We start from the raw sequence: 20,403 nt of genomic DNA, 5'->3' as shown, positions 1-20,403 counted from the left end.
CAGCGCTTACACGCCGGCGGCGTGTGCCTGCTGGTCGGCGTGGTAGCTGCTGCGCACCATGGCGCCCACAGCCGCGTGACTGAAGCCCATCTTGTAGGCCTCTTGCTCGAACATCTTGAAGGTGTCGGGGTGCACATAGCGGCGCACGGGCAGGTGGCTGCTGCTGGGCGACAGGTACTGGCCGATGGTCAGCATGTCGATGTCGTGCGCGCGCATGTCACGCATCACCTGCAGGATCTCTTCGTCCGTCTCGCCCAGGCCCACCATGATGCCGCTCTTGGTCGGCACCTTGGGGTGCAGGGCCTTGAACTTCTTGAGCAGGTTCAGGCTGAACTGGTAGTCGGAGCCCGGGCGCGCTTCCTTGTACAGGCGCGGCGCGGTTTCCAGGTTGTGGTTCATCACGTCGGGCGGCGCGGCCTTGAGGATCTCGAGCGCTCGGTCATCGCGACCGCGGAAGTCGGGCACCAGGATCTCGATCTGCGTAAGCGGCGACAGCTCGCGGATGTTCTGGATGCATTCAACAAAGTGGCCGCTGCCGCCGTCGCGCAGATCGTCTCGGTCGACGCTGGTGATCACCACGTACTTCAGGCGCAGCTGCGCGATGGTCTTGGCCAGGTTCAGCGGCTCGTCCTTGTCCAGCGGGTCGGGGCGGCCGTGGCCCACGTCGCAGAAGGGGCAGCGGCGGGTGCACTTGTCGCCCATGATCATGAACGTGGCTGTGCCCTTGCCGAAGCACTCGCCGATGTTGGGGCAGGAGGCCTCTTCGCACACCGTGTGCAGATTGTTCTGGCGCAGGATGTCCTTGATCTCGTAGAAGCGCGTGGTGGGCGAGCCAGCCTTCACGCGGATCCAGTCGGGCTTCTTGAGCACTTCGCCCTGTTCCACCTTGATCGGAATGCGCGACAGCTTGGCCGCAGCCTTCTGCTTGGCCAGCGGGTTGTAGGCTTCGGTGGACTGCGCTTCGCGGACGACGTCGGTGGTGCTCATGGCTTGTAGGCGGTTCAGGGAGACAGGCGTATGCCGAGCTGCTGGCCCAGCACCTGCGCGGTTTCTTCCCAGGTGGTTTGGACCCCGATTGTAGAAAGGTCCACGGTTCGCAGTCCCGCGTAGCCGCAAGGGTTGATACGGCCGAAGGGTTCCAGGTCCATCGCCACGTTCAGCGCAGCGCCGTGGTAGGTGCTGTGGCGGCTGACCTTGATGCCCAAGGCGGCGATCTTCCCGAGGCCCTCGAAGTCGGGTTCGGGGGCCGCGTGGCCTTCGCGTTTTTGCGGGCGCTGGGGCAGCAGGGCGTGGCTGTGCGGGTCATCCAGGCGCACGTAGATGCCGGGCGCGCCGGCCACGCGGTGGCCCGTGACGCCAAAGTGCGCCAGCGTGCGGATCAGCGCTTCTTCCACCCGGTAAACATATTCCTTGACGTAGTAGCCCGCGCGCTGCAGGTCGATGAGCGGGTAGGCCACCACCTGCCCCGGGCCGTGGAAAGTGACCTGGCCGCCCCGGTTGGTGGGCACGACCGGAATGGCGCCAGGGTTCAGCAGGTGGTCGCTCTTGCCTGCCAGGCCTTGCGTGTAGAGCGCGTCGTGCTCGCACAGCCACAGGGCATCGGGCGTGTCTGCCGTGCGTGTGGCCGTGTAATCCTGCATGGCCTGCACCGTGGCGGCATAGTCCACCCGCCCGAGCGTGCGCAGATCGATGGCCACGGCCTTACAGCACGACCTTGACCAGGGGGTGCGATGACAGCGCGCGGTACAGGTCGTCGAGCTGCTCGCGGCTGGTGGCCGTGATGGTGACAGTAACTCCGAGGTAATTGCCCTTGCTGCTGTCGCGCAGTTCAATGGTGGCGGGGTCGAAGCCCGGGTCGTACTGGTGGGCCAGCTCGGTGACCGCCTGCACGAAGCCGTCCACCTTGGCGCCCATGACCTTGATCGGAAACTGCGAGGGGTACTCGATAAGCGAGTCCTTGCGGGCATCCGCAGCGCTCGAGTCGAGGATGGTGAGGTTCGGTGGCAAAGGAGAGGACGTCATATGCAGGGGCTTCGATTTTTCGGTGGCGGTACAGGCGGGACCATTGTGCGACAAGCCCTTCGCACTGTCGTGGATCTGTCACACGGACGCGCGCCTTCTTGGTGCATAACTGGGGCACGGCGCCATGGGATGCGTTGGCGGGTCACCACAAAGGTGCCGGCGCATGCAGCTTTCAGACCTCGATTGCAGGTCTTTGTCGTTCGCCACGGGTTTTTACTTATAATTAGAGGCTTTGTGAAATTTGCAGTCTGTAACATGGGCGTTACCAACAATGAAAACAATCGCCCCTGAGACAGAAACTGAGGCTGAAGATTCTGACTTCAAGCCCTTGTCCGCGCAGGAAGCGGACCAGTGGCGCAGTCGCAACCCTCCCGTCTCGATGTGGAAGGTGGTGGCTGGTCAGGCGCTTGTCGGCGTGCTCGTGGGCCTGGTGGCCTGGGGGCTGACGGGCAGGGCCGAAGTGGGCTGGTCTGCTGCCTACGGCGCGCTTGCAGTGGTGGCTCCAGCCGCATTGTTCGCCCGCGGTATGTCGCGCCAGATGGCGTCTGGAAATGCAGGCGCCTCCATGGCGGGGTTCTTTGGCTGGGAGATAGCCAAGATCGTGTTCACCGTCGCGCTGCTGGCTGTGGCCCCCTGGGTCGTGCCGGGGCTGGTCTGGCTTGCCTTGCTGGCGGGCATGGTGGTAACGATGAAAACGTATTGGGTCGCACTCATGGTGCGGCCTGGTGTCCGAAAAACCGATTGATATAGAGAAGAGTTGTCCGATGGCCGCAGAAGCGCACGCTCCGACTGCAAGTGAATACATCGTTCACCACCTGCAGCATCTTCAAAACGTCAACCAGACCAAGATTGTTGACTTCACGGTCATCAACTATGACTCGATCATCGTGGGTTTGGTTCTGGGTGCCCTCACGCTTTTGATCCTGTGGTCGGCTGCCCGTAAGGCGACCTCCGGCGTGCCCGGCCGCTTCCAGGCGGCGGTGGAAATGCTGGTCGAGATGGTGGACAACCAGGCCAAGGCCAACATCCCCAGCGCCGAGAGCCGCAAGTTCATCGCTCCCCTGGGTCTGGTGGTGTTCGTCTGGATCTTCCTGATGAACTTCATGGACATGCTGCCGGTGGACCTGCTGCCTGCCATCTGGGCCCAGATCTACGGCGCTGCCGGCCACGACCCGCACCACGCCTACCTGCGCGTCGTGCCCACGGCCGATCTGTCCACCACCCTCGGCCTGGCATTCGCCATCCTGATCCTGCGCTTCTGGTACAGCGTGAAGATCAAGGGCGCTGGCGGCTGGGCGCACGAACTCGTGTCGGCCCCGTTCGGCACCAGCAAGAATCCCATCTTCGCCCTGATCCTGGGCGTGATCAACCTGCTGATGCAGGTCATTGAATATGTCGCCAACACCGTGTCGCATGGCATGCGGTTGTTCGGCAACATGTACGCCGGCGAACTGGTGTTCATGCTCATCGCCCTGATGGGTGGTGCGGCTGCACTGTCGCTGTCGGGTGTGCTGCTGCCTGTGGGCCACGTCATCGCTGGCACCATCTGGACGCTGTTCCACATTCTGGTGATCTCGTTGCAAGCCTTCATCTTCATGATGCTTGCGCTGATCTACCTCGGTCAGGCGCACAACGCGCACTAACGGTTCCCTTTCGTTTCTCTTTCCTTTTCAACCTTTCTTTTTTTAACTCAGGAGTCATCATGGAAAACATTCTCGGTCTCGTCGCTCTGGCTTGTGGTCTGATCGTTGGCCTCGGCGCTATCGGCGCTTCCATCGGTATCGCACTGATGGGTGGCAAGTTCCTCGAATCGTCGGCCCGTCAGCCTGAGCTGATCAACGAACTGCAAACCAAGATGTTCATCTTGGCCGGTCTGATCGATGCGGCTTTCCTGATCGGTGTGGCCATCGCCCTGCTGTTCGCTTTCGCCAACCCCTTCGCTTCCACGTTCTTGGCCAACCTGCCCAAGTAATTCCCACTCAACGCCACTCTAGAAAGGTGTTGCCGTGAGTATCAACGCGACCCTGTTCATTCAGGCCATCGTCTTCCTGATCCTGGTGTGGTTCACGATGAAATTCGTGTGGCCCCCGATCGCGAAGGCGTTGGATGAACGAGCCCAGAAAATCGCCGAAGGCCTCGCTGCTGCCGACCGTGCCAAGTCCGAACTGACCGCTGCCAACCAGCGCGTCGAGAAGGAACTGTCACAGGCACGCAACGAAACGGCCTCGCGTCTTGCGGACGCCGACCGACGTGCCCAGGCCATCATCGAAGAAGCCAAGGCACGCGCCACGGAAGAGGGCAACAAGATCGTTGCTTCCGCCCGTGCCGAAGCCGAGCAGCAAACGGTGCAAGCCCGCGAAGCCCTGCGTGAGCAGGTGGCTGCGCTGGCCGTCAAGGGTGCTGAGCAGATTCTCCGCAAGGAAGTCAATGCCGGCGTTCACGCCGACCTGCTCAACCGCCTGAAGACCGAGCTGTAAGGGGACACACATGGCTGAACTCGCCACCATTGCCCGCCCTTACGCCGAAGCCCTGTTCAAGGCCGCTACTGCGGGTGCGGGCATGGACCTGGCCAGCACTGCTGACTGGGTCGATGAACTGGCGGCGATTGCCGTCAACCCCCAGTTGCGCCAGCTGGCAGACAGCCCCAAGGTGACGGCAGACCAGGTGTTTGCCGTCGTCACGGGTGTTGCGCGTTCGGCGCTGTCCGATACGGCCAAGAACTTCCTGCGCACGGTCATCGACAACGGGCGCCTGCAGGCGCTGCCGGAAGTCGCTGCGCAGTTTCGTGCCCTCGTGAATCGCCGCAGCGGCTCTTCGGACGCCGTGGTGCACAGCGCCTTTCCGATGGATGCCGCAGCACTGGCTGAGGTCGGCTCGGCGCTGGAAAAGCGCTTTGGCCGCAAGCTCAACCTCACCGTTCAGCTGGATGCGTCCCTGATCGGTGGCATTCGCGTAGTGGTGGGTGACGAGGTGCTGGACACTTCGGTCAAGGCCCGTCTTGAACAAATGAAAGCGGCCCTCACCGCGTAACGCGCGGCGAGGACAGCGAACCAAAGAAAGAAGGAAAGAGTCATGCAACTCAATCCCGCAGAAATTTCTGAACTCATCAAGAGCCGCATCGAAGGTCTGGCCGCCAGCAGCGATATCCGCAACCAGGGTACCGTGGTGTCCGTGTCCGACGGTATCGTGCGCGTGCACGGCCTGTCGGACGTGATGGCCGGTGAAATGCTCGAGTTCCCTGCCACCAAGGACGGCCAGCCCTCCTACGGCCTGGCCCTGAACCTCGAGCGCGACTCCGTCGGTGCCGTGATTCTGGGTGAGTACGAACATATCTCCGAAGGCGACACCGTCAAGTGCACGGGCCGCATTCTGGAAGTGCCGGTCGGCCCCGAGCTGATTGGCCGCGTGGTGAACGCCCTGGGCCAGCCCATCGACGGCAAGGGCCCCATCAACGCCAAGCTCACCGACGTGATCGAAAAGGTCGCTCCGGGCGTTATCGCCCGTAAATCGGTGGACCAGCCCCTGCAGACCGGCCTGAAGTCCATCGACTCCATGGTGCCTGTGGGCCGTGGTCAGCGCGAGCTGATCATCGGTGACCGCCAGACCGGCAAGACGGCTGTCGCCATCGACGCCATCATCGCCCAGAAGGGCCAGGGCGTCAGCTGCATCTACGTCGCCATCGGCCAGAAGGCTTCGTCCATCAAGAACGTGGTGCGCGCGCTGGAACAAGCCGGTGCCATGGACTACACGATCGTGGTAGCCGCATCGGCCTCCGAATCGGCAGCCATGCAGTACGTGTCGGCCTACTCGGGCTGCACGATGGGCGAATACTTCCGCGACCGCGGCCAGGACGCCCTGATCGTTTATGACGACCTGTCCAAGCAGGCCGTGGCTTACCGCCAGGTTTCGCTGCTGCTGCGCCGCCCACCAGGCCGCGAAGCCTATCCCGGCGACGTGTTCTATCTCCACAGCCGCCTGCTCGAACGCGCAGCCCGCGTGAATGCCGACTACGTCGAAGCCTTCACCAAGGGTGAAGTCAAGGGCAAGACCGGTTCGCTGACCGCACTGCCCATCATCGAAACGCAAGCCGGCGACGTGTCCGCCTTCGTTCCTACCAACGTGATCTCGATCACGGACGGTCAGATCTTCCTGGAAACCAGCCTGTTCAACGCCGGTATCCGCCCCGCCATCAACGCCGGTATCTCGGTGTCGCGCGTCGGTGGTGCCGCCCAGACCAAGCTGGTGAAGAACCTGTCCGGCGGTATCCGTACCGACTTGGCCCAGTACCGTGAACTGGCTGCGTTCGCGCAGTTCGCTTCCGACCTGGACGAAGCCACCCGCAAGCAGCTGGACCGCGGTGCCCGCGTGACCGAACTGCTCAAGCAGGCACAGTACAGCCCGCTGCCCATCTCGCTGATGGGTGCCACGCTGTTCGCTGTGAACAAGGGCTTCATGGACGACATCGACGTCAAGAAGGTTCTCGACTTCGAACACGGCCTGCACCAGTTCCTGAAGACCAGCCACGCCGCACTGCTGGCCAAGCTGGAACAGGCCAAGGCCATGGACAAGGACGCTGAAGCCGAATTGACCGCTGCTGTCGCCGCGTTCAAGAAGTCGTTCGCTTAAACCGGACGAGGAGCCATCATGGCAGCAGGCAAGGAAATACGCGGCAAGATCAAATCGGTGGAAAACACCAAGAAGATCACCAAAGCCATGGAGATGGTGGCTGCATCCAAAATGCGCAAGGCGCAGGAACGGATGCGGGCTGCCCGCCCTTACAGCGAGAAGATCCGCAACATTGCAGCCAATCTCGGCCACGCCAATCCGGAGTACGTGCACCCGTTCATGAAAGTGAACGATGCCAAGGTGGCCGGCGTGATCGTGGTGACGACCGACAAGGGCCTGTGCGGTGGCATGAACACCAACGTGCTGCGCATCGTGACGGCCAAGCTGCGTGAGCTGCAGGGCGCTGGCGTGTCCACCGAGGCGGTTGCCATCGGCAACAAGGGCCTGGGTTTCCTCAACCGTGTCGGTGCCAAGGTGGTTTCGCACGTGACGGGCCTGGGCGACAAGCCCCACCTGGACAAGCTGATCGGCCCCGTGAAGGTGCTGCTCGACGCCTATGCAGAAGGCAAGATCAACGCGGTGTACCTGAGCTACACCAAGTTCATCAACACCATGAAGCAGGAATCGGTGGTGGAGCGGTTGCTCCCCCTGTCGTCCGAGCAGATGCAGGCCGAGAAGACCGAGCATGGCTGGGACTACATCTACGAGCCCGATGCACAGACCGTGATCGACGATCTGCTGGTCCGCTATGTCGAGTCCCTGATCTACCAGGCGGTTGCGGAAAACATGGCGTCCGAGCAGTCGGCACGCATGGTGGCCATGAAGGCCGCCACCGACAACGCCGGCAGCGTCATTGGCGAGTTGAAGCTGGTCTACAACAAGACGCGCCAGGCAGCGATCACGAAAGAACTTTCGGAAATCGTGGCTGGCGCCGCTGCTGTGTAAGCAGCTCAACCAACATCTAAATTGGAGCGAAAAATGGCTCAAGTGCAAGGCAAGATTGTTCAATGTATTGGCGCGGTGGTGGACGTTGAGTTCCCACGCGACCAGATGCCCAAGATTTACGACGCTCTGAAGCTCGAAGGTTCCAACCTGACGCTGGAAGTGCAGCAGCAGCTGGGCGACGGCGTAGTGCGTACCATTGCGCTGGGTTCGTCCGACGGCCTGCGCCGCGGCCTCATGGTGACCAACACCGGCAACGCCATCACCGTGCCCGTGGGCAAGGCGACGCTGGGCCGCATCATGGACGTGCTGGGTGCGCCCATCGACGAACGTGGTCCCGTGAGCCAGGAACTGACGGCATCCATCCACCGCAAGGCCCCTGCGTACGACGAACTGTCGCCATCGCAAGAGCTGCTGGAAACCGGCATCAAGGTGATCGACCTGGTGTGCCCGTTCGCCAAGGGCGGCAAGGTGGGTCTGTTCGGTGGCGCCGGCGTGGGCAAGACCGTGAACATGATGGAACTCATCAACAACATCGCCAAGGCCCACTCGGGTCTGTCGGTGTTCGCTGGTGTGGGCGAGCGTACCCGCGAAGGGAACGACTTCTACCATGAAATGGCCGATTCCGGCGTGGTGAACCTGGAGAAGCTCGAAGAGTCCAAGGTCGCCATGGTGTACGGCCAGATGAACGAGCCCCCAGGCAACCGTCTGCGCGTGGCGCTGACCGGCCTGACCATCGCCGAGTCCTTCCGTGACGAAGGCCGTGACGTGCTGTTCTTCGTGGACAACATCTACCGCTACACGCTGGCCGGTACCGAAGTGTCCGCTCTGCTGGGCCGCATGCCTTCCGCCGTGGGCTACCAGCCTACGCTGGCCGAAGAAATGGGCCGCCTGCAAGAGCGCATCACTTCGACCAAGGTCGGTTCGATCACCTCCATCCAGGCCGTTTACGTGCCAGCCGATGACTTGACCGATCCTTCGCCTGCCACGACCTTTGCCCACTTGGATTCCACCGTGGTGCTTTCGCGTGACATCGCCTCGCTGGGTATCTACCCTGCCGTGGACCCGCTGGATTCGACCAGCCGCCAGCTGGACCCGAACGTCGTGGGCGAAGACCACTACGCCACGGCCCGCGCGGTGCAAGGCACGCTGCAGCGCTACAAGGAACTGCGCGACATCATCGCCATTCTGGGCATGGACGAACTGGCTCCTGACGACAAGCTGGCCGTGGCCCGCGCGCGCAAGATCCAGCGTTTCCTGTCGCAGCCTTTCCACGTGGCCGAAGTGTTCACGGGCTCGCCAGGCAAGTACGTTCCCCTGTCGGAAACCATCCGTGGTTTCAAGATGATCGTCAGCGGTGAGTGCGATCACCTTCCAGAACAGGCGTTCTACATGGTCGGTACCATCGACGAAGCCTTCGAAAAGGCCAAGAAGGTGGCCTGATTGCCCGGTGGCTGAGCAGCCCCGCGCTGCCCGGCCTTCATGTGCAATCAAGCAACCCCTCTTTTCCTAGGAGCAATGATGAACACCATCCATGTTGATGTGGTCAGTGCCGAAGAGTCCATCTTCTCTGGTGAAGCGCGCTTTGTCGCGCTGCCGGGTGAATCTGGCGAACTGGGCATCTTTCCCCGCCACACCCCGCTGATCACGCGCATCAAGCCGGGTTCGGTGCGCATCGAAATGGCCGACGGCCGCGAAGAATTCGTGTTCGTGGCCGGTGGCATTCTGGAAGTGCAGCCCAACCGCGTGACCGTGCTGTCCGACACCGCCATCCGCGGCAAGGACCTGGACGACGAAAAGGCCAATGCTGCCAAGGCATCGGCCGAAGAAGCGCTCAAGAATGCCAAGAGCGAGATCGACCTGGCCCGGGCCCAGTCCGAGCTGGCCGTCATGGCCGCCCAGATCGCCGCGCTGCGCAAGTTTCGCCAGAAGAAATAAATAAGACAAGCAAGCCCCCAGATCCTTGCGGATCTGTTCAAAAAACCCGGCCCCGCCGGGTTTTTTTATGCCTGCGCGCCCGTGCCTTCAACGAGGCCGATGCGCAGGCCCTCGCACGCGATCCACAGCGCGTCCCCAGTATCCTCCTGCAGCAACTGGCGACTCGCCAGGAACATGCGTGCCGTGGCCAGCGAGTGCACGCTGAACGTGAGTGACTCGATCCGCAACTGCTCGGCGGGAACCAGTTCCAGCGAGATCCCCGGCGCAAGCATGATCGGTTGCCCGGAGGGCGAGCCACTGAGCCGCTGCCAGTGCTTTCGATGCATGCCCAGATCGGGCGTGCCCATGCGTATCAACTGTAGCCCTATGAGTCCCAGGGGGCCCCCATAGGCTTCCTGCAGCGCCTGCCTGTGCGCCCTGCGGCGTTGTACAGGCGTGGCTGCTTCGTCCCAGGGATAGATGGCCGCGCGAGGATTCCACTCACAGAAGAAAATGCAGCAGCTCGGCGCGGATACATCGGGCACGACGGCATTGGTGAAGTTTGTGACCACTTCGCCTTGTGCATTGGGGGACTGGAAGGTACGGGCGGGCTTGCTGGCGATGCCTGCAGCCGCTGTGCGCTCCAGCGCTTGTGGCAAGGGCAGGGCGGGCTCCAGCGCGAAGCCGTGGATGAGCGGTGGCTGTGCATGTTCGGGAAGATCGGCATTGGAGGTTGCGGCCCAGAATTCGAGGTCCGTGTTGCCCGCATGCACCCAGCCGTAGGTCGCGAAAGCGGCGTGCTGCAGGGGCCAGGCCACGGGCAGACCGAACACGCGGCTGAACAGGTCGAACAATGGCTCTGCGTTGGTCAGGCGCAGCATGATGTGGTCGATGGATTGGTAGGCGGGCATCCAGGGCATGGGGGCAAGTTGCAGGCCTGTGCATTGTGACCGGGTCGCCGCTGGGGGTGTGCGGGGCACAGGGTGAGCCTTCACTTACCGCTGCCTGTGCGATTGCCCATGAAAAAAGCCGAGGCCTCTTGCGAGGTCTCGGCTTGTGCAGGGTGGCTGCAGTGCGGTCTGCAGCTTTGCCTTGCAAATTACATGGCGCTGATTTCGCCCGAAGGGATCTGGCCGGTGCGAACAGCGTCGGCAGCAGCGGCACGCACGGCGGCGCGGTCCGCCGTCGACTTGTAGGTCACAACGCGCGAACCAGCGGGCTCGATGCTGCGCGTCTGTGCCACGGTAGCAGCTTCAGCAGCCACTTCGGCACGGGTGCGTTGGGTTTCAAACTTCGTGGCGAACTGCGAGCCGTCGGCTTCGTCAGCGTGGGCACCGAAAGCGGAGAAAGCAGCCACAGCGGCGATGGAGAGGAAACGTGCGGTCTTGTTCATGGTGATCTCGATTCTTTGACTAATTTGATTGGGCAGGGTGGCGGTTCAATCCGGGGCGGCTTACAGCGCGCCGATTTCGCCGGAAGAGATCTGGCCGGTGCGCACGGCATCGGCAGCCTGGGCACGCACGGCAGCGCGGTCAGCCGTGGACTTGTAGGTCACCACACGCGAACCAGCGGGTTCGATGCTGCGGGTCTGTGCCACGGTAGCGGCTTCAGCAGCCACTTCGGCGCGGGTGCGGTTGGTGTCAAACTTCGTGGCGAATTGCGAAGCATCGGCTTCATCGGCTTGGGCACCGAAAGAAGCGAAAGCGGCAACAGCGGCGATGGAGAGGAAACGTGCGGTCGTGTTCATGATGAAATCCTTAAAAGTAAAAGCGGCTCATAAAAACCGGAGCAAAAGCAACTTCGAACCGGGTTCGGTGAGTCGCCTTGCGGGTTCGGCTCATCGATGGGTTGAACTGTACGCCGTGGGTGATCAAAGAAAAACCACCCAGTCGCGAACTAACTGTTCCAGTATTGGAAACAATACCGAAGGAACTTTAAAGGGTTTACCCGGGCCTCAATGGAACGAGCGGGCGCTCCCTGGGTCTGGGTACATGCAAACCCGTAGCGAAAATCGGGACGATGGTGGAGGTCGAGCAGAGGCTGTCCACGGTGGTTCCATGTAGGTCCAGCCACTGCGGCAGCGGACCGCGCACAATAGGCGCACGCCCACCATCCCATTTTTTGCCCATGCCACGTGCACGACCCACCGCAGCCACCCAGGGCGGTTCTTCGGATGAGACCGAAGCCGCTTTTTACGACGCGCTCCAGCGCGGCGACATCGAACTGCTGATGTCGTGCTGGGCCGACGAAGAGGACATCGTCTGCGTGCACCCGGGTGGCCCCCGGCTCGTGGGAGCGGGCGCCATCCGCACGGCGTTCGAAGCCATGTTTGCCAACGGCACAGTGCGTGCCCGGCCGACCCAGGTACGCCGCGTGCAGGCCCTGTCCAGCGCGGTGCACAGCGTGGCCGAGCATGTGGAGGTGATGCTGCCCGACGGCATGCACCGGGCCATCGTGATCGCCACCAACGTGTACCACAAGACCCCCCAGGGCTGGCGTCTGGTGGTGCACCACGCCAGCGCGGGCGTGGTGGAGGACGTGCAGGCCATGCAGGCGCAGCAACCGGTGCTGCATTGACGCGTGTCTCCCATGCACTCCCTGCACTACACGGCCCCGCGGTGGCTGCCCGGCGGGCAGCTGCAGACCATCTGGCCCGCGCTGTACTCGCGCCGCGCGTTCGGCGTGCCGCCGCCCTACCGGCGCGAGCGCTGGGACACGCCCGACGGTGATTTCGTGGATGTGGACTTCCTGGACGATGGGGTGGCGCCGGGCACGAAGCGCCCGCTGCTGGTGGTGTTCCATGGCCTGGAAGGCTCCTCGCGCAGCCACTACAGCGAGGCCTTTGCCGACCTTGCGCGCGAGTGCGGCTGGGCCTGCGCGTTGCCGCATTTCCGTGGCTGCAGCGGCGAGATCAACTGGGCCCCGCGCGCCTACCACTCGGGTGACCATGCCGAGATCGGCTGGATGCTGCAGCGCCTGCGTGCTGGCCACGAAGGCCCGCTGATGGCTGCCGGCGTGTCGCTCGGCGGCAATGCGCTGCTGCGCTGGGCCGCCGAGTTGGGCGAGGAGGCCGGCCGCAGTGCCGATGCCGTGGCGGCGGTGTGCTCGCCCATCGACCTGGTCGCCGGCGGGCATGCCATCGGGCGTGGCTTCAACCGGCAGGTCTACACCCGCATGTTCATGCGCAGTCTGGTCCCCAAGGCCTTGCAGAAGCTGGCCCAGCACCCAGGCCTGTTCGACCGCCAGGCCCTGCTGGCGGCGCGCGACCTGTACGAATTCGACAACGTCTTCACCGCGCCGGTGCATGGCTTTCGCAACACCGAGGACTACTGGCTGCGGGCTTCGGCCAAGCCGATGCTGCACCGCATCCGCATCCCGGCCCTGGTGGTGAATGCGCGCAACGACCCCTTCGTTCCGGCCAGCAGCCTGCCAAGGGTGAGCGAGGTGGGCCCCTGCGTCACCCTCTGGCAGCCGGCGCATGGCGGCCACGTGGGCTTTGCCAAGGGGCGCCTGCCCGGCCATGTGCGCGCCATGCCGGACACCGTGGGCGCCTGGCTCGCGGCGCAGGCTGACACGGAAAATTCCGGCGCGGGGGCACAATCGCGGCATGGATGACATCGTCAAACAGGCCTTGGCCAAATGGCCCAACGTACCCGACTGCTATGGCTGGCTAGGGCTGGATGCGCGCGGGCGCTGGTACATGCGCGATGACCGCACCCAGGCGGCGGGCCCGTTCCCGCAGGCGAAGGGCTCGTTGCTGCAGCACGAAAAGCTGATCGACTTCATCCACCGCAACTACGAGGCTGACGAAGCGGGGCAGTGGTTCTTCCAGAACGGACCGCAGCGTGTGTACGTGGAGCTCGAAGCCACGCCGCTGGTCTGGCGCCTGGCGACCGATGGTTCAGTGACCTCCCACACGGGCAAGACCACCACAGTGGAGCAATGCCTGCTCGATGCCGAAGGCCGGGTCTACCTGGCCACGCCCCTGGGCCTGGGACTCGTGCATACCCTGGACGTGGGCCTGGCCGCCGACGCGGTGGAGCAGGGGCGCTGGACACCGGTGGAGGTGCAGGCCGAGGAGCTGCCGGCCCGCTATGGCTTTGTGCGCAGCCCGGCAGCGCGGCACGCCATCCCTGCCTGACTTGCCACAAAAAAGCCGACCTCGCGGGGTCGGCTTTTTTACGTGCGCGCAGGGCGCTTACTGGGATGCAGCAGAGGCAGCAGGTGCTGCTGCGGCAACCGATGCGCCATCGCCTGCAGCGGAGGCTGCAGCCGCAGGGGCGGCAGGCTCTTCGAACTTGGCGCCGCCAGCATTGGCCATGAAGGCCACGGCGCGCGCGATTTCGGTGTCGCTGAAGTCGCCGCCACCCTGGGGAGCCATCGCGCCTTTGCCCTTGAGGGCCGACTGCACCAGCGTTTCAAAGCCGGTCTTGATGCGGGCCGACCAGGCCGCGGCATCGCCGAACTTCGGCGCACCTGCTGCGCCCGTGGCGTGGCAAGCGGCGCATTGGGCCTTGTAGACGGCTTCGCCATTGGCCAGCGGCCGGTTGGCGTCGCGCACTTCGACCATGCCGACCTTCTGGATGCGCGCGGCGGTCGCCTTCTGGGTGTCTACCGCGCCAGCGGCCGGCTTGTTGTCCGAGGTGACGTACAGGACCAGGCCAATGATGGCAAAAATCGGAATCACAAACGAGGCAAGTACCGCGATCAGCAACTGCTTGGGGTTCTTGATCGGGCCGGTATGGGCTTCTTCGTGGTGGGTGTCGCTCATGACTTCCTCGGGTTATCGTGGGGCTTTGATGCAATCAACCTTCAATTATATCTGCCGGGGCCCCCGGGCCCTGAAGCGCGCGCGACCTGCGCGCTGAAAGGCGCAGAAAACATTTCCGGGCGGCCCACTGCCGCAGGCAGTGGGCCGCCCGAAGGGGCTCAGGAGCCTGCCGCCACGGGGGGCGGCTCGGCCGTGCCGCCGCCGCCCAGGGCCTTGTACAGCAGCACCTGGTTCTGCAGCTGGGCCAGTCGCACCTGCACCACACCTTGCTGGGTGGCGAAAAGGGAGCGCTCGGCATCGAGCAGGTCCAGGTAGCTGGAGACGCCGTTGCGGTAGCGCAGGTCGGCCAGGCGCAGGCGGGCCTCTTCGGCCTCGGCCTGGCGCTGCTGGGCGTCGGACTGCTCGGCCAGGGTGGACTGGCCGGCCAGCGCGTCTGAAACTTCGCGGAACGCCGTCTGGATGGCCTTCTCGTACTGCGCCACGGCAATGCTGCGCGAGGCCTGCGAACTCTGCAGGTTGGCCTGGTTGCGGCCCGCGTCGAAGATCGGCAGCAGCAGCGACGGCGCGAGGGTGAAGCCCCAGGAGCCGCTCTTGAACAGGCCCGAGAGCTCGCCGCTGGCCGTGCCGGCCTGCGCCGTCAGCGAGATGCGGGGGAAGAACGCAGCGCGCGCAGCGCCGATGTTGGCGTTGGCCGCGATCAACTGCTGTTCGGCCTGGCGGATGTCGGGGCGCTGCGTGAGCAGCTCCGACGGCAGGCCGGCAGGCAGGGCGGACATGGCCGGCGCATTGGCCAGTGTGCTGCCCGCCAGGCTGGCCAGCACATCGGCCGGCACCGGCTGACCGAGCAGCAGGGCCAGCGCGTTCTCGTCCAGCGCACGCTGGCGCTGCTGTTGCGCCAGGGTGGCGCGCGCGGCCTGCGTCAGCGATTCGGCCTGGCGGAAGTCGAGTTCCGAGGCCACGCCGGCATCCAGGCGCAGGCGCGTGAGGCGCACCGATTCCTCGCGCGAGGTCAGGGTGCGGCGCGACAGCTTGAGCAGCTCTTCGTCGGCCAGCAGTGTGAGCCAGCCGTTGGCCACGCCAGCCACCAGGCTGACCTGGGCGGCGTTGCGGCCTTCCTCGCTGGCCAGGTACTGCGCCAGCGCCTGTTCCTTGAGGCTGGCGATGCGGCCGAAGAAGTCGATCTCCCAGGCCGAGAGGGCCAGGCCCACGCTGAACGAGTTGGTCAGGTCGCCATTGGAGGCCGAGGGCCCCCGGCTGGCGTTGGCGCCCAGGCCCACGCTGGGGAACTGGTCGGCCCTGCGGATCTGGAACTGTGCACGCGCCTGCTCGATGTTGAGCGCGGCCACGCGCAGGTCGCGGTTGTTGGCCAGCGCTGCGCCGATCAGGGTCTGCAGGCGCGGATCGGCGAAGTAGTCCTTCCAGGGCACGGCGGCCGCGGTGGCGGCGCCGGCAGGCGTGGCCGCGCCCGCGGCGTAGGTGCCGGGTACGGGCGCCGCAGGGCGCTCGTAGGTGGGGATGAAGGAGCAGCCCGAGAGCAGCAGCGCGGCGGCTGCGGCCAGGGCCAGGGGGGTACGGCGGTCAATCATGGGTTCCAACTCCTGCTTCTTCTGCGTGGCGGCGGTTCATCTCCTGCTGGCGTGCGCTGCCCTTGAACAGGCTGCGCACCACCACGAAGAACACGGGCACGAAGAACACGGCCAGTGCCGTGCCGGTGATCATGCCGCCCAGCACGCCGGTGCCGATGGCGCGCTGGCTCGCCGAGCCCGCGCCCGAGGCGATGACCAATGGCACCACGCCCAAGCCGAAGGCCAGGGACGTCATCACGATGGGCCGGAAGCGCAGATGAGCGGCCTCCAGTGCCGACTCGATCACGCCCTTGCCCTGCGCCTGCAGGTCCTTTGCGAACTCGATGATCAGGATGGCGTTCTTGGCGGACAGGCCGATGATGGTGATCAGCCCCACCTGGAAGTACACGTCGTTCGCATAGCCGCGCAGCAGGGTGGCCAGCAGCACGCCCAGCACACCCAGCGGCACGACCAGGATCACGGCCAGCGGGATCGACCAGCTCTCGTACAGTGCGGCCAGGCACAGGAACACCGCCAGGATGGCAAAGCTGTACAGGATCAGCGACTGCGAGCCGGCGAGCTTTTCTTCGCGGGACTGGCCCGTCCACTCGTAGCCAAAGCCTGCGGGCAACTGGGCCGCGAGCTTTTCCATCTCGGCCATGGCTGCGCCGGTGCTCATGCCGGGAGCGGGTGAGCCCGAGATGCGCACGGCAGGGTAGCCGTTGTAGCGCACCGTCTGCTGGGCGCCCTTGACCCAGCGCGTGCTGGCAAAGGCCGACAGCGGTACGGGCTTGCCCTGGCTGTTGGTGGCGTTGATCTTGAGCAGATCGTCGGGCTGCATGCGTGCCGGTGCGTCGGCCTGCACCACCACGCGCTGCAGACGGCCCTGGTTCGGGAAGTCGTTCACGTAGGTGGAGCCCAGGGCTGTGGACAGCGCCGAGTTGATCGCGTCGAACGGCACGCCCAGGGCGTTGGCCTTGTCGCGGTCGATCTCGATCTGCAGCTGCGGCGCGTCTTCCAGGCCGTCGGGGCGCACCTGGGTGATCACCTTGCTCTGCGATGCCATGCCCAGCAACTGGTTGCGGGCGTTGATCAGGGCTTCGTGCCCGGCGCCGCTGCGGTCCTGCAGGCGGAACGAGAAACCGCTGGCATTGCCCAGCTCGGGGATGGGCGGGGGGCTCAGCGGGAAGATGAAGGCATCGCGGATGCCCATCAGCCCGCCGAAGGCGCGGCCGGCCAGGTCCTGGGCCGACTGGCCAGGGGCGTGGCGCTCCTTCCAGTCCTTCAAGGTCACGAAAGCGAGCGCCGCGTTCTGGCCTTGGCCGGAGAAGCTGAAGCCCAGCACGCCGACCATGCTCTGCACCTCGGGTTGCTTGAGGATGAATTCCTCGACCTGTTGCATCACGGCCAGCGTGCGCTCCTGCGTGGCGCCTGGCGGCAACTGCACGTTGACGATGATGTTGCCCTGGTCTTCACCTGGTAGGAACGAAGTGGGCAGGCGCATGTAAACGACCGCCACGGCCCCGACGATGGCGGCGTAGATGACCAGGTAGCGCGCGGCCTTCTTCAGGATGCGCGATACCACGCCTTCATAGCCCTTGGCGGTGCGTGAGAAACCGCGGTTGAACCAGCCGAAGAAGCCGCGCTTTTCATGGTGGTGGCCGGCTTCCACCGGTTTGAGCAGCGTGGCGCACAGGGCTGGCGTGAGCGACAGTGCCATGAAAGCCGAGAATGCGATGGAGGTCACCATCACCGCCGAAAACTGGCGGTAAATGTTGCCGGTGGAGCCTGCAAAGAAGGCCAGCGGCACGAACACCGAGATCAGCACCACGGTCACGCCGATGATGGCGCCCGAGATCTGGCGCATGGCCTTGCGGGTGGCTTCCAGCGGCGGCAGGCCTTCCTCGCTCATGATGCGCTCGACGTTCTCCACCACCACGATGGCATCGTCCACCACGATGCCGATCACCAGCACCATGCCGAACATGGTCAGCACGTTGATCGAAAAACCCAGGGCCAGCAGCGTGGCGAACGTGCCCAGCAGGGCGATGGGCACCACGATGGTCGGGATGATGGTGTAGCGCCAGTTCTGCAGGAACAGGAACATCACCAGGAACACCAGGGCCACGGCTTCCAGCAGCGTGATGGCCACCTGGGTGATGGAGATGTCCACGAAGCGCGAGCTGTCGTAGGGGATGCTCCATTCCGTGCCTTCAGGGAAGAAGCGGGCCAGTTCGTCCATCTTCACGCGCACGGCCTTGGCGGCCTCCAGCGCATTGCCGCTCGGGGACAGCTGCACGCCGATACCCACGGCGGGCTTGCCGTTCAGGCGGGCCGAGGTGGAATAGGACTGGCCACCGAGTTCCACGCGCGCCACGTCCTTGAGGCGCACGGTGGAGCCGTCGGGGTTGGCGCGCAGCACAATGGCGCCAAACTGTTCGACGCTGGACAGCTGGCCGTTGACCACCACCGTGGCGGCAATGCCCTGGCCGGCCACGTTGGGCAGGTCACCGATGGTGCCGCTGGCCACCTGCGCGTTTTGCGCGCGGATGGCGGCCGTGATCTCCGCCGATGACAGGTTGAAGCTGACCATCTTGGCCGGATCGATCCAGATGCGCATGGAGCGTTCGGTGCCGAACAGCTGCGCCTGGCCGATGCCGGGGAGGCGCTGCAGCTCGGGCACGATGTTGCGCGAGGCATAGTCGCCCAGGGCCACAGTGTCCATCTTCGGGTTGGTCGACGAGAGCATCGTGAACAACAGAAAGTTGGAGCGCGACTTGTCCACGCGCACGCCCTGCTGCGTCACGGCCGAGGGCAGCCGTGGCGAGGCGCGCGAGAGGCGGTTCTGCACGTCCACCTGCGCCAGCTCGGCATTGGTGCCGGGCTGGAAGCTCAGCGTGATGCTGCCGGATCCATCGGCCTGGGCCACGGACTCCATGTAGATCAGGCCGGGTGAGCCGTTCATCTCGCGTTCGATGACGGACAGCACGCTGTCCTCCAGCGTCTGCGCCGATGCGCCGGGGTAGGCGGCGTTGATGACGATCGATGGCGGTGCCACCGGCGGGTACTGCGCGATCGGCAGCTGCGTGATCGCCACGCCGCCCATCACCATGATGAACAGCGCGATCACCCACGCGAAGATCGGGCGGTCGATAAAGAACTTGGCCATGGATGCCCCTTATGGCTTCGTTGCGGCTGCGGAGGCGGCGGGTGCCGTACCGGGCGCTGCTGCGGCGGCAGGGGCCGCGGCGGGCGCGGCGCCGGCAGCCTGCCATGGGACAGGTTTCACGGGCGTGCCCGGGGGCAGCATCTGCAGCTTCTGGAAGCCGTCGACCATGACCTTCTCACCGGCCTTGAGGCCGTCGAGCACCACCCAGCGGTTGTTCTGCGCGGCGCTGATCTTCACGCTGCGCGGGCTGATCTTGCCGTCGTCGCCGACCACGCTCACCGTGTCGCCCTGCTGGGTGCGCGTCACGGCCTGCTGGGGCAGGGTGATGGCGTTGCTGGCCTGGGCCTGTTCGATCTGCACGCGCAGGTACAGGCCAGGCAGCAGCTCGCCCTTGGGGTTGGGCACTTCGGCGCGCAGCGTGACCTGGCCGGTGCTGGCATCGACCGACAGGTCCGAGAACAACAGCTTGCCGGGGTGTGCGTACGCCGAGCCATCGCTGAGCAGCAGCTTCACGCTGGCCGCTTCGCCGCCGGCGCGCTTGAGCTGGCCGTTTTCCATGGCGCGGCGCAGCTGGAACACGTCGGTGGCCGACTGGGTGAAGTTCACGTACACCGGATCGATCTGCTGGATGATGGCCAGCGGCGTGGCTTCGCCCTGGCCCACCAGCGCGCCTTCGGTCACCAGGGCGCGACCGATGCGCCCGGAGATGGGGGCCGTCACGCTGGCGTAACCCAGGTTGATGCCCGCGGTGCGCGTGGCTGCGCGGCCGGCCTCCACGTCTGCCTGGGCCTGCTTCTGGGTGGCTTCGGCGTTCACGAAATCCTGCTTGCTGATGGCGTTGGCGGCGACCAGGGGGCGGTAGCGCTCCACCGTGGCCGTGGCCTGGGCCAGGTTGGCCTCGGCCTTGGCCAGGCTGGCCTTTGCGCTGTCGGCGGCCGCCGCGTAGGTGGCCGGGTCGATGCGGAACAGGGGCTGGCCCGCCTTCACGTCGCTGCCTTCGCGGAACTGGCGCTGCAGCAGGATGCCGGCGGCCCGTGCACGCACCTGGGCAACGCGCGAGGCTTCCACTCGGCCGGGCAGCTCGGTGATCAGGCCCACATCGCCCGGTGTGGCAACCACCACGCCCACCTCCACGGGTGGCATCTTGGGGGCGCCGCCGGCTGCGGCCGGGGCATCGGACTTGCCGCACGCGGCGAGAAAGACGGCAACGGCGCACAGGGCGGCCACTGGCAGCATCCGCTGCAGGGCAGGGATGCGCGCAATGCGGGGAGAGGGGTCACGCAGGCGAGGCATGGGAGTCCTTGTGTTGGGCATCAACGGGATGGTCACGGCAGGCACCGCCGACCAGCAATTTGCGTCGGCGACTAAGAGTTTCTACCAATAGAAGAACAATTATACATACAACCATGGATGTATAATAGAGGCGGCGCCCACCCCTGGCCGCCCGCAAA

Annotated in this window: 22 protein-coding genes; 12 read left to right on the top strand and 10 right to left on the bottom strand. The window is 64.8% G+C overall.

The features are described 5' to 3' along the window. Nucleotides 1–6: 6 nt before the first annotated feature. From lipA to QYL93_RS11355, 3 genes are all read right to left on the bottom strand, one after another. The gene (gene lipA / locus QYL93_RS11365) at nucleotides 7–987 is read right to left on the bottom strand and encodes a lipoyl synthase (RefSeq protein WP_057203528.1); all 981 of its coding nucleotides are present in this window, start codon (nucleotides 985–987) and stop codon (nucleotides 7–9) included. Between the two features lie 14 nt (nucleotides 988–1,001). Next, on the bottom strand, nucleotides 1,002–1,640 hold the full coding sequence (gene lipB, locus QYL93_RS11360; RefSeq protein ID WP_305743813.1) for a lipoyl(octanoyl) transferase LipB: 639 nt from the start codon (nucleotides 1,638–1,640) through the stop codon (nucleotides 1,002–1,004). 61 nt (nucleotides 1,641–1,701) lie between these two features. After that, nucleotides 1,702–2,022, bottom strand: coding sequence for a YbeD family protein (locus tag QYL93_RS11355; protein WP_305743735.1), 321 nt, complete (start codon nucleotides 2,020–2,022; stop codon nucleotides 1,702–1,704). A 271-nt stretch (nucleotides 2,023–2,293) separates the two neighbouring features. Here QYL93_RS11355 and QYL93_RS11350 point away from each other — a divergent pair, with 271 nt between their 5' ends. The 9 genes from QYL93_RS11350 (at nucleotide 2,294) to QYL93_RS11310 (ending at nucleotide 9,468) form a co-directional block, all read left to right on the top strand. Next, nucleotides 2,294–2,767 carry an ATP synthase subunit I gene (locus QYL93_RS11350; RefSeq protein WP_305743734.1) on the top strand — a complete coding sequence of 158 codons (474 nt, stop codon included), beginning with the start codon at nucleotides 2,294–2,296 and terminating at the stop codon, nucleotides 2,765–2,767. A gap of 19 nt (nucleotides 2,768–2,786) precedes the next feature. Beyond that, complete coding sequence (atpB, locus tag QYL93_RS11345) at nucleotides 2,787–3,665, top strand: F0F1 ATP synthase subunit A (RefSeq protein WP_305743733.1); 879 nt, start codon at nucleotides 2,787–2,789, stop codon at nucleotides 3,663–3,665. Nucleotides 3,666–3,724: 59 nt separating this feature from the next. Continuing rightward, nucleotides 3,725–3,994, top strand: a complete 270-nt coding sequence (gene atpE, locus QYL93_RS11340) for a F0F1 ATP synthase subunit C (protein WP_007847749.1) — start codon at nucleotides 3,725–3,727, stop codon at nucleotides 3,992–3,994. Between the two features lie 34 nt (nucleotides 3,995–4,028). Continuing rightward, nucleotides 4,029–4,499, top strand: coding sequence for a F0F1 ATP synthase subunit B (locus tag QYL93_RS11335; protein ID WP_007847746.1), 471 nt, complete (start codon nucleotides 4,029–4,031; stop codon nucleotides 4,497–4,499). Between the two features lie 10 nt (nucleotides 4,500–4,509). After that, nucleotides 4,510–5,052: a F0F1 ATP synthase subunit delta gene (locus tag QYL93_RS11330; RefSeq protein WP_305743732.1), complete on the top strand. Its 543-nt coding sequence runs from the start codon at nucleotides 4,510–4,512 to the stop codon at nucleotides 5,050–5,052. Nucleotides 5,053–5,094: 42 nt separating this feature from the next. Further along, on the top strand, nucleotides 5,095–6,648 hold the full coding sequence (gene atpA / locus QYL93_RS11325; RefSeq protein WP_057203533.1) for a F0F1 ATP synthase subunit alpha: 1,554 nt from the start codon (nucleotides 5,095–5,097) through the stop codon (nucleotides 6,646–6,648). A gap of 18 nt (nucleotides 6,649–6,666) precedes the next feature. Beyond that, entirely contained in the window at nucleotides 6,667–7,533 is an 867-nt protein-coding gene (gene atpG / locus QYL93_RS11320) for a F0F1 ATP synthase subunit gamma (RefSeq protein WP_305743731.1), read from the top strand. 33 nt (nucleotides 7,534–7,566) lie between these two features. Continuing rightward, the gene (atpD, locus tag QYL93_RS11315) at nucleotides 7,567–8,973 is read left to right on the top strand and encodes a F0F1 ATP synthase subunit beta (protein WP_305743730.1); all 1,407 of its coding nucleotides are present in this window, start codon (nucleotides 7,567–7,569) and stop codon (nucleotides 8,971–8,973) included. A 78-nt stretch (nucleotides 8,974–9,051) separates the two neighbouring features. Continuing rightward, complete coding sequence (locus QYL93_RS11310) at nucleotides 9,052–9,468, top strand: F0F1 ATP synthase subunit epsilon (protein WP_057203545.1); 417 nt, start codon at nucleotides 9,052–9,054, stop codon at nucleotides 9,466–9,468. Between the two features lie 65 nt (nucleotides 9,469–9,533). Here the strand turns inward: QYL93_RS11310 and QYL93_RS11305 are convergent, their stop codons facing one another. The 3 genes from QYL93_RS11305 to QYL93_RS11295 all read right to left on the bottom strand — a co-directional run bounded on the left by QYL93_RS11305 (nucleotide 9,534) and on the right by QYL93_RS11295 (nucleotide 11,194). Next, nucleotides 9,534–10,328 (bottom strand): hypothetical protein, encoded by a 795-nt coding sequence (locus QYL93_RS11305; RefSeq protein WP_305743729.1) that lies wholly within the window; start codon nucleotides 10,326–10,328, stop codon nucleotides 9,534–9,536. Between the two features lie 218 nt (nucleotides 10,329–10,546). Continuing rightward, a complete protein-coding gene (locus QYL93_RS11300; RefSeq protein WP_305743728.1) occupies nucleotides 10,547–10,840 on the bottom strand; it encodes a DUF4148 domain-containing protein in 294 nt (97 codons plus the stop codon). Nucleotides 10,841–10,900: 60 nt separating this feature from the next. Continuing rightward, a complete protein-coding gene (locus QYL93_RS11295) occupies nucleotides 10,901–11,194 on the bottom strand; it encodes a DUF4148 domain-containing protein (RefSeq protein ID WP_305743727.1) in 294 nt (97 codons plus the stop codon). A gap of 380 nt (nucleotides 11,195–11,574) precedes the next feature. Between QYL93_RS11295 and QYL93_RS11290 the strand changes: the two genes are divergently transcribed. Genes QYL93_RS11290 through QYL93_RS11280 form a run of 3 tightly spaced genes read left to right on the top strand, consistent with a single transcriptional unit; the run spans nucleotide 11,575 to nucleotide 13,588 of the window. Continuing rightward, nucleotides 11,575–12,024 carry a nuclear transport factor 2 family protein gene (locus QYL93_RS11290; protein WP_057203537.1) on the top strand — a complete coding sequence of 150 codons (450 nt, stop codon included), beginning with the start codon at nucleotides 11,575–11,577 and terminating at the stop codon, nucleotides 12,022–12,024. 12 nt (nucleotides 12,025–12,036) lie between these two features. Next, a complete protein-coding gene (locus QYL93_RS11285; RefSeq protein ID WP_305743726.1) occupies nucleotides 12,037–13,062 on the top strand; it encodes a YheT family hydrolase in 1,026 nt (341 codons plus the stop codon). Then, nucleotides 13,055–13,588 carry a DUF2946 family protein gene (locus QYL93_RS11280; protein WP_305743725.1) on the top strand — a complete coding sequence of 178 codons (534 nt, stop codon included), beginning with the start codon at nucleotides 13,055–13,057 and terminating at the stop codon, nucleotides 13,586–13,588. The genes QYL93_RS11285 and QYL93_RS11280 overlap by 8 nt, the downstream gene beginning before the upstream one ends. Before the next feature lie 57 nt (nucleotides 13,589–13,645). Here the strand turns inward: QYL93_RS11280 and QYL93_RS11275 are convergent, their stop codons facing one another. From QYL93_RS11275 to QYL93_RS11260, 4 genes are all read right to left on the bottom strand, one after another. Beyond that, the gene (locus tag QYL93_RS11275) at nucleotides 13,646–14,218 is read right to left on the bottom strand and encodes a cytochrome c5 family protein (protein WP_305743724.1); all 573 of its coding nucleotides are present in this window, start codon (nucleotides 14,216–14,218) and stop codon (nucleotides 13,646–13,648) included. Between the two features lie 158 nt (nucleotides 14,219–14,376). Then, entirely contained in the window at nucleotides 14,377–15,804 is a 1,428-nt protein-coding gene (locus QYL93_RS11270) for an efflux transporter outer membrane subunit (protein WP_305743723.1), read from the bottom strand. Further along, nucleotides 15,797–18,952, bottom strand: a complete 3,156-nt coding sequence (locus tag QYL93_RS11265; RefSeq protein WP_305743722.1) for an efflux RND transporter permease subunit — start codon at nucleotides 18,950–18,952, stop codon at nucleotides 15,797–15,799. The genes QYL93_RS11270 and QYL93_RS11265 overlap by 8 nt, the downstream gene beginning before the upstream one ends. Nucleotides 18,953–18,961: 9 nt before the next feature. After that, nucleotides 18,962–20,266: an efflux RND transporter periplasmic adaptor subunit gene (locus QYL93_RS11260; protein WP_370876966.1), complete on the bottom strand. Its 1,305-nt coding sequence runs from the start codon at nucleotides 20,264–20,266 to the stop codon at nucleotides 18,962–18,964. Between the last annotated feature and the right edge of the window lie 137 nt (nucleotides 20,267–20,403).

The organism is Acidovorax sp. A1169 (assembly GCF_030704685.1).
Taxonomy (GTDB): Bacteria; Pseudomonadota; Gammaproteobacteria; order Burkholderiales; family Burkholderiaceae_C; genus Acidovorax.
The sequence above is the reverse complement of the archived record's forward strand: the minus strand, read 5'-3'. Positions and strand labels throughout refer to the sequence as shown.